At 39.3% G+C, this 13556-nt stretch carries 10 protein-coding genes and 6 tRNA genes; 8 read left to right on the top strand and 8 right to left on the bottom strand.

The features are described from left to right. Nucleotides 1-27 precede the first annotated feature (27 nt). The 6 genes from ACM66U_RS08300 to ileS all read right to left on the bottom strand — a co-directional run bounded on the left by ACM66U_RS08300 (nucleotide 28) and on the right by ileS (nucleotide 7060). Nucleotides 28-357, bottom strand: coding sequence for a hypothetical protein (locus ACM66U_RS08300; RefSeq protein WP_418640521.1), 330 nt, complete (start codon nucleotides 355-357; stop codon nucleotides 28-30). An 80-nt stretch (nucleotides 358-437) separates the two neighbouring features. Next, nucleotides 438-1883, bottom strand: coding sequence for an IMP dehydrogenase (guaB, locus tag ACM66U_RS08295; RefSeq protein ID WP_346388998.1), 1446 nt, complete (start codon nucleotides 1881-1883; stop codon nucleotides 438-440). Between the two features lie 65 nt (nucleotides 1884-1948). After that, nucleotides 1949-2299, bottom strand: coding sequence for a hypothetical protein (locus ACM66U_RS08290; RefSeq protein WP_230973306.1), 351 nt, complete (start codon nucleotides 2297-2299; stop codon nucleotides 1949-1951). Between the two features lie 84 nt (nucleotides 2300-2383). Continuing rightward, the gene (locus tag ACM66U_RS08285) at nucleotides 2384-2791 is read right to left on the bottom strand and encodes a hypothetical protein (protein WP_193150172.1); all 408 of its coding nucleotides are present in this window, start codon (nucleotides 2789-2791) and stop codon (nucleotides 2384-2386) included. A gap of 51 nt (nucleotides 2792-2842) precedes the next feature. Then, nucleotides 2843-4183: an Asp-tRNA(Asn)/Glu-tRNA(Gln) amidotransferase subunit GatA gene (gene gatA / locus ACM66U_RS08280; protein ID WP_418640520.1), complete on the bottom strand. Its 1341-nt coding sequence runs from the start codon at nucleotides 4181-4183 to the stop codon at nucleotides 2843-2845. Between the two features lie 108 nt (nucleotides 4184-4291). Continuing rightward, on the bottom strand, nucleotides 4292-7060 hold the full coding sequence (ileS, locus tag ACM66U_RS08275) for an isoleucine--tRNA ligase (RefSeq protein ID WP_346388996.1): 2769 nt from the start codon (nucleotides 7058-7060) through the stop codon (nucleotides 4292-4294). A 114-nt stretch (nucleotides 7061-7174) separates the two neighbouring features. On the opposite strand from ileS, the gene ACM66U_RS08270 reads away from it, so the two are divergent. The 7 genes from ACM66U_RS08270 (at nucleotide 7175) to ACM66U_RS08240 (ending at nucleotide 9376) form a co-directional block, all read left to right on the top strand. Then, on the top strand, nucleotides 7175-8263 hold the full coding sequence (locus tag ACM66U_RS08270) for a CinA family protein (RefSeq protein ID WP_418640519.1): 1089 nt from the start codon (nucleotides 7175-7177) through the stop codon (nucleotides 8261-8263). Between the two features lie 74 nt (nucleotides 8264-8337). Further along, nucleotides 8338-8413: transfer RNA gene (locus ACM66U_RS08265), tRNA-Lys, on the top strand. A 15-nt stretch (nucleotides 8414-8428) separates the two neighbouring features. Beyond that, nucleotides 8429-8504: transfer RNA gene (locus ACM66U_RS08260), tRNA-Val, on the top strand. Between the two features lie 253 nt (nucleotides 8505-8757). Then, nucleotides 8758-8834: transfer RNA gene (locus tag ACM66U_RS08255), tRNA-Asp, on the top strand. A 32-nt stretch (nucleotides 8835-8866) separates the two neighbouring features. Further along, nucleotides 8867-8942 (top strand) — tRNA-Glu (locus ACM66U_RS08250). A gap of 28 nt (nucleotides 8943-8970) precedes the next feature. Beyond that, a tRNA-Val gene (locus ACM66U_RS08245) sits at nucleotides 8971-9046 on the top strand. Between the two features lie 253 nt (nucleotides 9047-9299). After that, nucleotides 9300-9376: transfer RNA gene (locus ACM66U_RS08240), tRNA-Asp, on the top strand. A 139-nt stretch (nucleotides 9377-9515) separates the two neighbouring features. Here the strand turns inward: ACM66U_RS08240 and ACM66U_RS08235 are convergent. Then, the gene (locus ACM66U_RS08235) at nucleotides 9516-10598 is read right to left on the bottom strand and encodes a glycosyltransferase family 9 protein (RefSeq protein WP_418640518.1); all 1083 of its coding nucleotides are present in this window, start codon (nucleotides 10596-10598) and stop codon (nucleotides 9516-9518) included. Nucleotides 10599-10690: 92 nt separating this feature from the next. Between ACM66U_RS08235 and ACM66U_RS08230 the strand changes: the two genes are divergently transcribed. Then, nucleotides 10691-12403 carry an ABC transporter ATP-binding protein gene (locus ACM66U_RS08230; RefSeq protein ID WP_418640517.1) on the top strand — a complete coding sequence of 571 codons (1713 nt, stop codon included), beginning with the start codon at nucleotides 10691-10693 and terminating at the stop codon, nucleotides 12401-12403. 9 nt (nucleotides 12404-12412) lie between these two features. Here the strand turns inward: ACM66U_RS08230 and ACM66U_RS08225 are convergent, their stop codons facing one another. After that, entirely contained in the window at nucleotides 12413-13525 is a 1113-nt protein-coding gene (locus ACM66U_RS08225) for an FtsW/RodA/SpoVE family cell cycle protein (RefSeq protein ID WP_151899939.1), read from the bottom strand. Nucleotides 13526-13556 lie beyond the last annotated feature (31 nt).

Genomic DNA, 13556 nt, shown 5'->3' with positions numbered 1-13556 from the left:
TGTTTGTTATATAAAGAGGTAATCGGGTCAAGAGTAGAAAAATATTCCAGTTTTTTTTGATAGGTGATGTCTTTTAACAGAGAAGTATAACCGATGCTGTTTTTTAATCTCTTTTGCCAGTTCTATGCCCTGGGAGTTTGTGAAATCCAGGCTAAGGACAACTATATCATAATATTTACTGTGTTTGGAATAGTATGTTTTATAAAGAGAAAGCGCCTCTTTGACATTATCACTTACCGTTACATGTAAAGAAAGGTTTTGAAGGAGAGAATGAATTTTGTTTCTTACCGAGAGTCTGTTCTCGACATATAAAATTCTTAAATCTGTGTACTCTCTTACATCTTGCAGAAGGTTCATACTTTAATTCCTCAGTGTTATAATCTATTATATATTATAATACATTGATTGAACATTAAAGTATGTATTTAAAAATTTAACTATACGTGATAGTTCGGTGCCTCTTGCGTGATAATGACATCATGGACATGAGATTCTTTGAGTCCTGCTGATGTGATTTCAACAAATTCTGCCTTGTCCCAGAAAGCTTCAATGCTTTCACTGCCGCAGTAACCCATAGCGGAGCGTAATCCACCCATCATCTGATGTACAATTCCGGCGATTGAACCACGAAAGGGAACACGTCCCTCAATTCCCTCGGGAACAAGTTTGTCAGCGGCTGTACCTTCCTGGAAATATCTGTCATTGCTTCCTTTTTGCATAGCCCCGATAGAGCCCATACCGCGGTATGATTTGTACTGACGTCCCTGAAACATTATCGTCTCACCCGGAGACTCTTCCGTACCCGCTAAAAGAGAACCTGCCATAATACAGCTTGCACCGACAGCAAGTGCTTTTGCAATATCGCCGGAGTATTTGATACCTCCGTCTGCGATAACAGGCACACCGTGGGGACGGGCAACTTCCGCACACTCATCTATGGCGGAAATCTGTGGTACACCGACACCGGCAACGATACGTGTTGTACAGATTGAACCGGGGCCAATTCCCACTTTTACAGCATCGGCGCCTGCTTCTATTAGTGCAAGAACTGCCTCTTTGGTTGCAATGTTCCCGGCAATTACATCAACTTCCAAAGACTCTTTAATCGCTTTGACAGTATCTAAAATACCTTTGGAATGACCATGTGCAGAATCCAGAACAAGAACATCCGCACCGGCATCCACAAGGGCTTTGGCTCTGTCCATCTGACCGACACCGATAGCCGCGCCAACTATCAGACGACCGAAGGCATCTTTGTTCGAGTTTGGATACTCTATGCGTTTTTTGATATCTTTGATGGTTACGAGCCCTTTTAAAAAGCCTTCATCATCTATGATAGGGAGTTTTTCTATTTTATGTTGGTGCATTATATCAGCGGCTTCATCCAGAGAGATTCCTTTTTTTGCAGTAATGAGCGGCATTTTTGTCATTACTTCGTCTGCACGTTTTCGCATATCTTTTTCAAATCGCATATCACGGTTTGTTAAAATACCAAGAAGTTTGTTATGTCCGTCTACAACAGGAACACCGGAGATTTTAAACTCTTTCATCAAGGCTTCTGCATCCGCTAAAGTAGCATCCGGGTGGACATAAATCGGATCAATGATAATGCCGCTTTCAGATTTTTTTACTTTTTTGACCTGTTTGCACTGTGTTTCGACATCCATGTTTTTATGAATAATTCCGATACCTCCGAGTCTTGCCATTGCAATAGCCGCACGGTATTCTGTGACTGTATCCATAGCAGCCGAAACCATAGGAATTTTAAGAGTGATATTACGAGTGAGTTTTGTCTCAAGTGAGACCTCTTTAGGAAGTACTTCCGAATACTGTGGTACTAAAAGTACATCTTCAAATGTCAGGGCGCGTTTACGAATTCTCATGGGGTATCCTTTTGCAGAGTATAAAATTAATTATTAGAAATTTTTGCATTATACCTCTTTTGTGGTTAAAAAGAGGTAAAATCTAAAAACATAAACTGGGAAAGTAAAATGATAATAACGACAAGAACAAAAGGGAAAATATGGCTCTTGAATACCCATGGCTGTATACCGAAAAATACCTGATTGACACCGCGAAAACCAAGCCAAAGACCTAAAAAGGCTTTGATTGAAAGAGCTATCTGAAAACTGCTTAATCCATCAGGGGAAATTTTTCCAAAAACCTGTGAAAAAAGATACATTCCCGAAAGTACAGCAACAATAAGAGCCTTGGGTACAACTTTTCGTACATGTATCATAATGGCTTCACGTGCCTTTTTATGTTCTTCTTCCGTTAATGACTGTTTCATCTTTGCCATAAAAAGATTATCGGTAAAGAGAAATCCTCCGTAAATAAAAACAGCAAAAATATGTATGGTATGAATGATTGTATATGTGATGACTTATCCTTTTTTAGGTGTTTTTCTAAAGAGATGATAGTTCTCAGATTCGAGCATATCTTCAACATAACTTGCTACACATTTTGTACAGTTTGTCCATATTCCCGAGGGCAGTCTGACTTCGAGCTTTTTCTTTTCCCGGAGTTTAATGATTTTTTTAGGACTCAATACTTTTGTGACAGGGGCAAAATCAACATCTGTCAAATCTATATCATCTTTGTAAAAAATCGTCTGTTTTTTGAAATTTCCCCAGCCTGGTATACCGTCTTCTGTATAGGGAACCTCATGCCCGTTTTTAAATTTTACCATCATTTTGTAATGAGAATCTTCAAAAACCTGAGAAACCTTTCCCCGGCCAAAAACCAAGCCGTAGAGTTTGTCTTTTACTTTTACATTGTCAAAATATGCCATTTTACTTCCTTTTTTAAAATAGTAGCAAAAAATTATCTCATTGTCATTACATTATTTATAGGCAATCTCTTTTTCAAGGCTCATAGCACCGTCAAAGAGTGTCTGCTCTTCATAGGCGTTTGCTATAAGCTGCAGTCCGACAGGCATCCCTGCTGCATTTTTCATTATTGGCAATGAAAGGGCAGGCAGACCTGCAAGGTTGACACTGATTGTATAGATATCACTCAGATACATCTCCATCGGATTTGCAAGTTCTCCGAATTTTGGAGCAACATTCGGAGCAACCGGAGAGAGAATCAAGTCAACATCGTTAAAGATTTTTGCATACTCCTCTTTTATCAAATGGCGTGTTTTTTGTGCTTTTACATAGTAGGCTTCATAGTAGCCGCTTGAGAGCACAAAATTGCCAAGCAGGATACGGCGCTTGACTTCATCCCCAAAACCTTCGCTTCTTGTTTTGTAGTAGGTCTCTTCTAAATTTGCACCTTCAACACGGTTGCCGTAACGTATACCGTCATATCGCCCGAGATTGGTTGTTGCTTCTGCTGTAGCCGTCACATAGTATGCAGAAATGTCATATTTTGCATCCATCATCTCTTTTTCAACAATGGTGTGCCCCTGTGCCTTGAGTGCTTCAACTGCTTTGCTGTAAGCCTCTTTCACATCATCACTCGCATTTTCTATATACTTTGGCAAAATGGCAATAGTGAGTTTTCTTTCAGGATTGAGATTGTCACTGACTTTGTCATCTCTCATGGCATTTGTTGAATCTTTGACATCACTCCCACTGATAATGTCATACAAAATAGCAGCATCTTCTACATTTTGTGTCATCGGTCCGATTTGATCCAGACTTGAAGCATAAGCCCCCAAACCGTAACGGCTGACTCTTCCGTAAGTCGGTTTCATGCCTACGATACCGCAATACGCTGCGGGTTGGCGGATACTTCCGCCTGTATCACTGCCAAGTGCAGCTATAGCCAAACCCGCTCCAACTGCAGCGGCACTTCCTCCCGAACTTCCACCGGGAACATGTTCAGGATTGACAGGGTTAAGTGTTTTGCCGTAGCAGCTTGTCTCAGTTGTCGAACCCATGGCAAATTCATCCATGTTTGTACGACCAAAAGGAGAGAGCCCGGCAGCTAAAAGTTTTTCTATGACAGTGGCATTGTAAGGCGCAATGTAGCCTTGCAAAATTTTTGAAGCAGAAGTAACAGACCACTCTTTGACCTGAATATTGTCTTTAATGGCAACAGGCACGCCCTCACCAAAAGTATTTACATCTATATAAGCATTTAAATCTTTGTTTGCTTCTATTTTTGTTTGTAATTCATCTTTAAATTTATTAAGTTCATCTTTGCTCATTGCAAGCGCTTCTTTTAATGTAATCACTAACTTTCCTTTTTAAATTTTTTAACAGCTAAAATACCTATGCCAATCATAACAAATACAGCAAGTATGGTTGTTCCGATAAATGTTGTACTAACGGGCTCACTGTAATTAATCATTGACTACGCTTTGGCATCTTTTACAAAGGCACTCCTCTGCTTCAGCCTGGTATTTCCAGCATCTTGGACATTTGTGCAGTGTGGCTTTTGCGATGCTGAAGGTGTCTTCATCAACTTTAAAGCTGGCTATAATCTCTTCTTCTGGTTTGTCTTCAAAAATTCCGGAAACAACAAACCAGTCTTCTGCATCGGTACTGTTCATCTCAAGGACAGTTTTTGATTCTGTGTAAATGACAAGTTCAAGGGTGTTTTTGATGATTTTTTCTTTTTTGAGTTTATCAACTTCTGCGCCGAAACCTTCACGGGCTTTTACCATATACTCAGCATCAAAAGGTATGTCACCGGCTTCAATTTTTTCATAGGTCATGTCAAAAATATCTTCGGCATCACCTTTGATGATGGCAGGGGCATTGTCTACTATCTCATCTGCTGTGTAGGTTATAACAGGAGCCATAATCAAAAGCAGTGTTTTTGTAATGATTGCCATTGCACTTTGGCTTGCACGTCTTCTCGTAGAATCTTTAGCATTACAGTAAAGATTGTCTTTTGTCATATCGATATACATGCCGCTGAGTTCGTTAACAATAAAGTTGTTGAGTGTGCTCATACCGTTGACAAAGTTATATTCACTAAAATGTTTATGTACTTCATCAAGCGTGTTTTGTGCAACATTTAAAATCCATTTATCCAAATCACCCATATCTTCGTACGGTGTCAGGTTCTCGAGGTCATTGATATTGGCAAGCATAATTCTAAAGGTGTTTCTCAGTTTACGATAGTTTTCAGAAGTCTGTTTTAAAATCCCCTGAGAAATTTTCAAATCACCCTGATAGTCCGATGAAGCAACCCATAGGCGTAAAATTTCACTGCCGTATTCTTTTAAAACTTTCTCGGGTGCGATGACATTGCCTTTTGACTTGGACATCTTTTCACCTTTTTCATCTACTGTGAAACCATGCGTCAATACACCTTTGTAGGGTGCTTTGTGCTCAACCGCAGAAGATAAAAAGAGTGATGACTGGAACCAGCCGCGATGTTGGTCAGACCCCTCGACATACAAGTCAGCAGGATAGTCTCCCGCATCATAATTACGGGATTTCAGTACCGAATTCCAGGTAGAACCTGAATCAAACCATACATCCAAAATATCTGTTACTTTTTCAAGCTCTTCGGGCTTGTAACCGCTTCCCGGGTAGAGAAGCTGTGCGATGTCCATAGAGTACCAGGCATCACTTCCCTGCATTTCAAATATCATGGCTACAAAGTTGAGCACCTTTTCATCAAGTAAAACTTCACCAGTCTCTTTTACTCTGAAAAATGCAATAGGAACACCCCAGTCGCGCTGGCGGGAAATACACCAGTCAGGACGATTCGCAACCATAGAAGTCAAACGGTTTTTTCCGGTTTGCGGTATGAAAAGTGTTTTTTCAATCTCATCAAGGGCAATGTTTCTGAGTGTCTTCTCCTCGTCTTGCGGTTTTTCATCAACAGAGATAAACCATTGTTTTGTAGCACGATAGATAAGCGGTGTATGACTTCTCCAGCAATGCGGATACGAGTGCATAAATTTGCTTACATGTAACACGTTCTCACCCATCATCTCAATGATGTCTTCATTTGATTTAAAGATGTGACGCCCTACAAAATCCTGCGCATTCGGAATCAAAGCATCACGCACAACAGTTGCATCATAACATCCTGTTTCATCCACAGGCATAACAACTTCAAGGTCATATTTCAGTCCGACACGGTAGTCATCTTCACCGTGACCCGGAGCGGTATGCACACAACCTGTACCATTGTCAACTAAAACATGCTCCCCTAAAACAATACGGGAATTTCTGCCATTGAGCGGGTTGATGGCGTTGAGGTTTTCAAACAGAGTCGCATCAAAAGTTTTGGCGACACCGCCTTTGAGAATGCCGTCTTCAACCAAAGCATTCAATAGTTTTTTTGCAACAATATAACCCTCAGTTGTAAGAACATACTCTTCTTCAGGGTTTAGCGAAATCCCCGTATTTGCAGGAATTGTCCATGGTGTAGTCGTCCAGATAACCGGTGCTGCTTTTGTTTCTTTGTCCAGTCCGAGTTTTTCTTTGGCTTCATTGCTGAGTTCAAATGCTACAAAAATCGAGTAGTCTTCTTTGTCCTCATATTCAACTTCGGCTTCTGCCAGTGCAGTTCGTTCAGCCCATGACCAAAAGACAGGTTTGCTGCGCTCAATCAAAAGACCTTTTTTTGCAACACTGCAGAGTGTTCTGAAAATATTTGCTTCAAATCTGTAGTCCATTGTCACATACGGTTTTTCCCAGTCAGCAATAATTCCAAGTGTCTTAAACTCTTCTTTTTGAATGTTTACAAACTTCGCAGCATGTTCGCGGCAAAGTTTTCTTATCTCGGCAGTTTCAAGCTGCTCTTTTTTCTGTTTTCCGCCAAGCTTTTTTTCAACCTGCTGCTCAATCGGCAGTCCGTGACAGTCCCAGCCCGGAGTAAAACGGACAGATTTACCGTTGAAATAGTTGTTTTTGATGATAATATCTTTGAGAATTTTATTGAGTGCATGACCTATGTGAATATGCCCGTTTGCATAGGGAGGACCGTCATGAAGGGTGAAGTGTTTTGCACCGGCACGTTTTGCCTTCATTTTATGATAAACTTTCTTTTTGTCCCATGCAGCATAACGCTTCGGTTCATTGTTTATTAAGTTGCCTCGCATGGCAAACGTAGTTGTTGGTAAAAGTAGTGTGTCTTTGTAGTCCATTGAAACCTCAAAATATTATTATAAATTTTTGCAGTATACCTTTTAAGTGTTTAAAACCTAATAAAAGTGTTATAATAAGCCAAATAAAATTCTTCAAACAAGGCTGTACAGAGTATGAAAACACATCTGATAATCATTGGAAATAAATTTGTTTATAACAAATCGTTACAAGAATATATTTTGCGGGATATTGAAAAAAACACTGGTTTTATAGATAATATAACTTATTTTAAGGACAGTGACAACTCCTTTTTTCTTTATCTTGAAGAAGAACTCCATGCATCCAACCGGGTTATTATCGTTACATGTAAACAAAACTTTTCAACTGTCGGAAAAGTGATATGCACTGCAACCAGTGATAATCAGATTTTAAAAGAGGGGATGCTCATACCGCAGAAAGCCTCATTGTTTGCAGAACGTTCCTATCTTTTGGAATTTCAAAGCTCTTTGATAAATGTAGTACAGATGGATGAAGGACAAAAAATGCCCGAATTGCTTTTGAAAAATGAAGAGATAAGGGCAACCATACATATATTTGAAGAAGACAAATCCACTATAGTGACAATTTTGACTCCAATCGCACAAACATATGAAGTCAATATTGATGTAACACAGGAGGTGCAAGGGTGGCACAGAGTAGATGTGACGAGTAACAAGTACGGGGATATTACCAAATTTATTCATGCAGCAAAAAACCTGTTGCCTAAAAAGCTTATTGCATCATCAAATATTATTGAGTATATCATAGAAAAACTTTCACATTCAGGAAAAAAAATAACATTTGCCGAGAGTTGCACAGGAGGACTGCTCAGTTACTTTTTTACAAAACACAACGGCGCATCAAAAATTTTAGAGGGAGGCTTGGTAACTTATTCCAATACACTCAAAGAAAACTGGTTGGCAGTTGATCATGCCATACTTGAAGAAAACGGTGCAGTCAGTGCCGAAGTTGTCAGAGAAATGAGTGAAGGTGCACTCAATGTCAGTGGAGCAGATTATGCTTTGGCAGTAAGCGGAATCGCCGGAGACACAGGAGGTACACAATTTAAACCGGTCGGTACGGTGTATATAGGTGTACGAAGTAAAACGCAACACACTGAAAAGCATCTGCATTTTCACGGTGACAGGAATTATGTGCAGGAACAGAGTGCCCTTATGGCAGTAAAAATGTTGCTTTTGCTTGATAAAGAGACTTTTTTCTAAATTTAGGAGAAAATATCTTGACAATTAAAATCTATTTGTCTATAATTTCGACCTCTTAACAATAAGAGGCAAATGTCTTGTTAGCTCAGCTGGTAGAGCACGTCACTTTTAATGATGTGGCCGATGGTTCGAATCCATCACAGGACACCATTTATTTTATTAAATGGGCGCTTAGCTCAGTTGGTAGAGCGCTACCCTTACAAGGTAGATGTCACTGGTTCGAGTCCAGTAGTGCCCACCATTTTTTGATTATTTGCACTCAAATTTTTAGTTCACGTACTTGAGTACGCTTCACTAAAAACTTAAGCACAACTAATGCAAAAAACAAGTTTTTTCTTTCTTTAAAAAAGAAAATGTGACAATTTTTTATAAAATTCTTGATTTTTGTTTTAATCAAGGCAGGTTCTAGAGTGAAAGAGGAGCATAGTTATACTATGTGACGATTGAGCGAAAGGTTCTAACGCCGAGTAAAGCAAAAAGCATAATTTTAGGTTGCGGTGGTAGTTCAGTTGGTTAGAATACCTGCCTGTCACGCAGGGGGTCGTGGGTTCGAGCCCCATCCACCGCGCCATATGTTTTAATAACCTTGTTATTGAAGAAAGTGACCCTTTCGTCTAGTGGCCAAGGACACTATCACTTCATGGTAGTAACAGAGGTTCAAATCCTTTAGGGGTCGCCATTTTAATTGGTGTTTGAAACATAATTTTGGGCGCTTAGCTCAGTTGGTAGAGCGCTACCCTTACAAGGTAGATGTCACTGGTTCGAGTCCAGTAGTGCCCACCATTTTTTGATTATTTGCACTCAAATTTTTAGTTCACGTACTTGAGTACGCTTCACTAAAAACTTAAGCACAACTAATGCAAAAAACAAGTTTTTTCTTTCTTTAAAAAAGAAAATGTGACAATTTTTTATAAAATTCTTGATTTTTGTTTTAATCAAGGCAGGTTCTAGAGTGAAAGAGGAGCATAGTTATACTATGTGACGATTGAGCGAAAGGTTCTAACGCCGAGTAAAGCAAAAAGCATAATTTTAGGTTGCGGTGGTAGTTCAGTTGGTTAGAATACCTGCCTGTCACGCAGGGGGTCGTGGGTTCGAGCCCCATCCACCGCGCCATTCTCTTTTCATTCATTCAGTATACTTATTCAATCATCAAATTCTGTTTTCACATCATCTATTCAAATGTATATTAATACTGTTACGTTAAACAGTTTTTTCGGAGCCCGTACTTCACTGCGGTGGCATTGAGACTCAATCAGGCCGGACTGACAGTACTGAGAAAGTCAGTTGTAATGTGTGCAACATCCCCGGGGGAGAGTTTTTCTATGTTTATGGTTCTGTTCTGTTTTCCCAAAGCACCGTAGACTTGAATATCTGTCTTGTTGAAAAGTGCCAAAACTTTTGCACCTGAAGCGACTGCAAGATGCATAGGTCCTGTGTCCGCACTGACATACAGATCACATGCCTGAAAAAACGCCCCTAAAACTCTTAAATCTTTGTTGGCATATTCCAAAACTTTTTCGTTGAGTTTTGTAGGAATATCTGGTGAAAGGATATCTATGATAACAATATTCTCATCGAGTTTAAGGAGTGTGTCTACCCATTCATTCCACCATTCATCACTTATTTTTTTGTCAAATCTTGCATTTCTGAAGATGGCTATAACTTTTGTATCGGCATCAATGTTGTTTACATGTAACAGTGAAAGCAAGTCTTGCTTTGCCTTTTCTTTCTCCTCTTGTGTCGGTTTTATATCAAGTGTTGGCATTTTTTTGGGAAAATCAATTTTGAAAAACCGTAAAAATTCCAGACTTTCAAGTCCCATATGCCTGTAGGTCTTTAAGCCTCTTTCTTGAATATGTGTGAAATTTGCCCAGAGTTTGTCACTTGCGAAGCTGGCTTTGTATTTTGCTCTTGTGAGTGCCGTGACGATCTGGGCACTGGTGGAACCACCGGAAACATTTAACGCAACATCATACTGTTTTGTTCTGGCCTGTTTGATATAGGCAAACATTTCAAGCGGATGTAAAAGCAGTTTTCGGGGGATGTCTATGACTTTGTCAACATTTGGCAGAGGTTCAAGAATTTTTCCGGCAAGTTTCATGCCGACAATGATGTCTATTTTGGCGTTTGGCATCTCTTTTGAAAGTTCGTTGATAAGAGGCGTTAAAAAAAGCAGGTTCCCTATTCGGTAATTTGGCCGTATTATGACAATGCTTTTGATGCGCTCTTTGTCAATATATTGAGCAGGCTGTGATTTGTGAGAAAATAAAGAAAGCACACCATTGAGAATACTCGAGAGTTTTTTTCTTAGGGTTACATGTAAAGGATATTTCATAGGAATCTTTGTTTTTTTTGTGTAATTATAGCCAATTAACATTTATATAGGATAGTTAGTGTAAAATGTCATATTAACTTAACGGAGTGCATTTGAAAGAGATTGTTAAACGGTTTTGGCCTTATATAAAAGAGTATAAACTCTACTATTTGCTTGTCATTTTTGGTGGGTTGCTCATTCTTGTGTCAACTGTGGGAACTGCACAGATTATGAAGCCAATGATGGATGATATGTTCATTAAAAAAGACAAAACAATGCTCTACATTATTCCTCTTGGGCTTATTGCCATTTATGTGACAAAAGCGATTGGAAAGTATATTCAGACAATTTTCATGGAGTACATCGGACAGAGTATTGTGACCCGTTTTCGTGAAATACTTTTAGACAAAATGATTCATCTTGATATGGCATTTTTGTATGCAAACCGGAGCGGAGAGCTTATTTCTCGTGTGACAAATGACATAGGCCGAATTCAGTATTTTGTTTCAAATATGCTTCCTGATATGTTTCGTGACCTTTTAACGGTTATTGCACTCGTGGGGTACATTGTCTATCTCAACCCTTTACTCTCTTTTTATACACTTATTGTTGTGCCTTTGATTATTTACCCTTTGATGCTTATTGCCAAAAAACTCAAAAAATATTCACACCGTTCCCAGAGTAAAAATGCCGATTTGGTATCGCGTTTGACAGAAGTTTTTAACAACAGTGAAATCATTAAAGCCAATGCAACAGAAAAATTTGAAGTCTCCCGTTTCAGTGTAGAAAACTGGAACTTTTTCAAGATAAATATGAAAGCCATTTATGTCGGTGCCCTTGTTTCTCCTATTATGGAGATCATAGCAGTTTCAGGACTTGCCATGGTCGTGTATGTCGGGGGTAAAGAGGTTTTTGACGGTAAAATGACTGTTGGTGAGTTTACAGCATTTATCACGGCAGTAGGACTTGTATTTGAACCGATTCGCAAACTTGGCGGAACCTATTCGAAAATTCAGGATGCGCTTGCGGCAAGTGAGCGTGTTTTTGAAATTATAGACAAAGAAAACAGTGTCGTCGAGGGTACAAAAGAGCTCAAAGAGGATATTAGGAAAATTGAATACAGAAATGTTGTTTTGCAGTATGAAAATATCAATATATTAGACGGTATTACTTTGACAATCAACCAAGGAGAGCATATTGCTCTTGTAGGGGACAGTGGCGGGGGCAAATCTACTTTTATGAATATGCTTTTGCGTTTTTATGATCCCGACAGCGGAGAGATTCTCATTAACGGCATCAATATCAAAGAATTCAAGCAAAAGTCACTCAAACATCATATTGCACTTGTTTCACAGCGTATCTACATTTTTCAAGACACCCTGTCTGCCAATGTTGCCTACGGCGAAAAAAGTATAGATGAAGCAAAAGTCATAGAAGCTCTGAAACTGGCGGATGCTTATGATTTTGTGATGCAGCTTGAAGAGGGTATTTATACTATGATGAGTGAAGCAGGGGCAAATCTTTCAGGTGGGCAGAGACAACGCATTGCCATTGCCAGAGCAATATACAAACATGCTTCACTGCTGCTTTTTGATGAAGCAACATCGGCACTGGACAATGAGAGTGAAAAACGTATACAAAAAGCACTCGATGCCTACACGAAAGATAAAATCACACTGACAATCGCACACCGTCTCTCTACAATTGAGCATGCTGACAAAATTTTGGTACTGCAAAAAGGGCTTATAGTGGCGAGCGGTACACATAAAGAGCTTTTAGAGTGTTCTGCTGTGTATCAAAGACTGGCGGGAGAACTGAAAAAATAGTCTGTGAGACTATACAAAGCTTTTTGTCCCACCTTTGTCATACATATCTTTGTATCGGAATGTGATGAGATTTTGCATGATGGCAAACAGTATCATAAAATTTAAAAAACTGCTGCCTCCGTAGGAAAACATAGGCAGAGGTACGCCGACTACAGGGGCATAGCCTATAGTCATGGCAATGTTGACACCCATATATATGAAAATCATAAAAGAGATAGCGACAGTTACAACTTTAATATAGTAGTCATTGTTAAATATACTCAGACTCAAAAGATGCAGGATGAGCATAGCATAGAGTAAAATGAGTGCTAACGCTCCTAAAAAGCCGGTTCGCTCAACAACAAAGGCAAAAATAAAATCACTTGTGGCGATAGGCAAAAATTTCATCTGTGTCTGTGTCGCATTCTCTTTGTCTTTTCCTGTCCATCCGCCAGAGCCTATAGCGATGATAGACTGCTGTACGTGATACGATGGTTTTTCACTTAAAAAATCTGTAATTCTCTCTTTTTGATAATCATGCAGCATAAATTTATAGGCAAGCGGGGACAGAATCAAAATTCCTGCAACAATAGTGGCTATTATTTTCCAATAAACACCTACATAAAACAAAACACTATAGCCTATAAGCAGTAAAACAAGGGCTGTACCCAAATCCGGTTCTTTTGCAATAAGAACAAAAGGGAGCAGTATGTAAAAGCTTATGCGTAAAAAATCTTTGAGTCTGTAGCCTTGTTGAGGAGGAGGATTTTTATGTATAAGATAGGCAAGCATTAAAATAAGCGCAGGTTTTACAAATTCTGAGGGCTGTATGGTGGCATTGATGAAGGGTATTTCTATCCACCTTTGGGCTCCAAGGCGTGAGTGTCCGAAAAGTTCTACTGCAAAAAGCAGGGCAATATTGCCCCAGTATATAAAAGGGATAAGCCAGCTCATCCGTCTAATAGGCAATAAAAATACAACCAAAAAAGCCAAAAGTGCAACACCGACATAGGCAAGCTGTTTTTCAGCAAGAGCAGGGACAGCTTCACCGATGAGCCAATGAGACATAATTATCAAAGGAATGATAAGAATGATGGAAAAAAAGTCAAATTGTGATAAAATACTCTTATCAAATCTCCACAAATTTGTAACTCCAAAATAAAATTATTATGAT

It is taken from the genome of Sulfurimonas sp. ST-27, from assembly GCF_048081595.1.
Lineage (GTDB): Bacteria > Campylobacterota > Campylobacteria > Campylobacterales > Sulfurimonadaceae > Sulfurimonas > Sulfurimonas hydrogeniphila.
The sequence above is the reverse complement of the archived record's forward strand: the minus strand, read 5'-3'. Positions and strand labels throughout refer to the sequence as shown.

What these genes read in the sequence shown, in the direction of transcription:
- ACM66U_RS08285 (WP_193150172.1), bottom strand. Translation starts at nt 2,791, where the DNA reads ATGGCATATTTTGACAATGTAAAAGTAAAAGACAAACTCTACGGCTTG.
- ACM66U_RS08235 (WP_418640518.1), bottom strand. Translation starts at nt 10,598, where the DNA reads ATGAAATATCCTTTACATGTAACCCTAAGAAAAAAACTCTCGAGTATT.
- ACM66U_RS08270 (WP_418640519.1), top strand. Translation starts at nt 7,175, where the DNA reads ATGAAAACACATCTGATAATCATTGGAAATAAATTTGTTTATAACAAA.
- ileS (WP_346388996.1), bottom strand. Translation starts at nt 7,060, where the DNA reads ATGGACTACAAAGACACACTACTTTTACCAACAACTACGTTTGCCATG.
- ACM66U_RS08300 (WP_418640521.1), bottom strand. Translation starts at nt 357, where the DNA reads ATGAACCTTCTGCAAGATGTAAGAGAGTACACAGATTTAAGAATTTTA.
- guaB (WP_346388998.1), bottom strand. Translation starts at nt 1,883, where the DNA reads ATGAGAATTCGTAAACGCGCCCTGACATTTGAAGATGTACTTTTAGTA.
- ACM66U_RS08290 (WP_230973306.1), bottom strand. Translation starts at nt 2,299, where the DNA reads ATGGCAAAGATGAAACAGTCATTAACGGAAGAAGAACATAAAAAGGCA.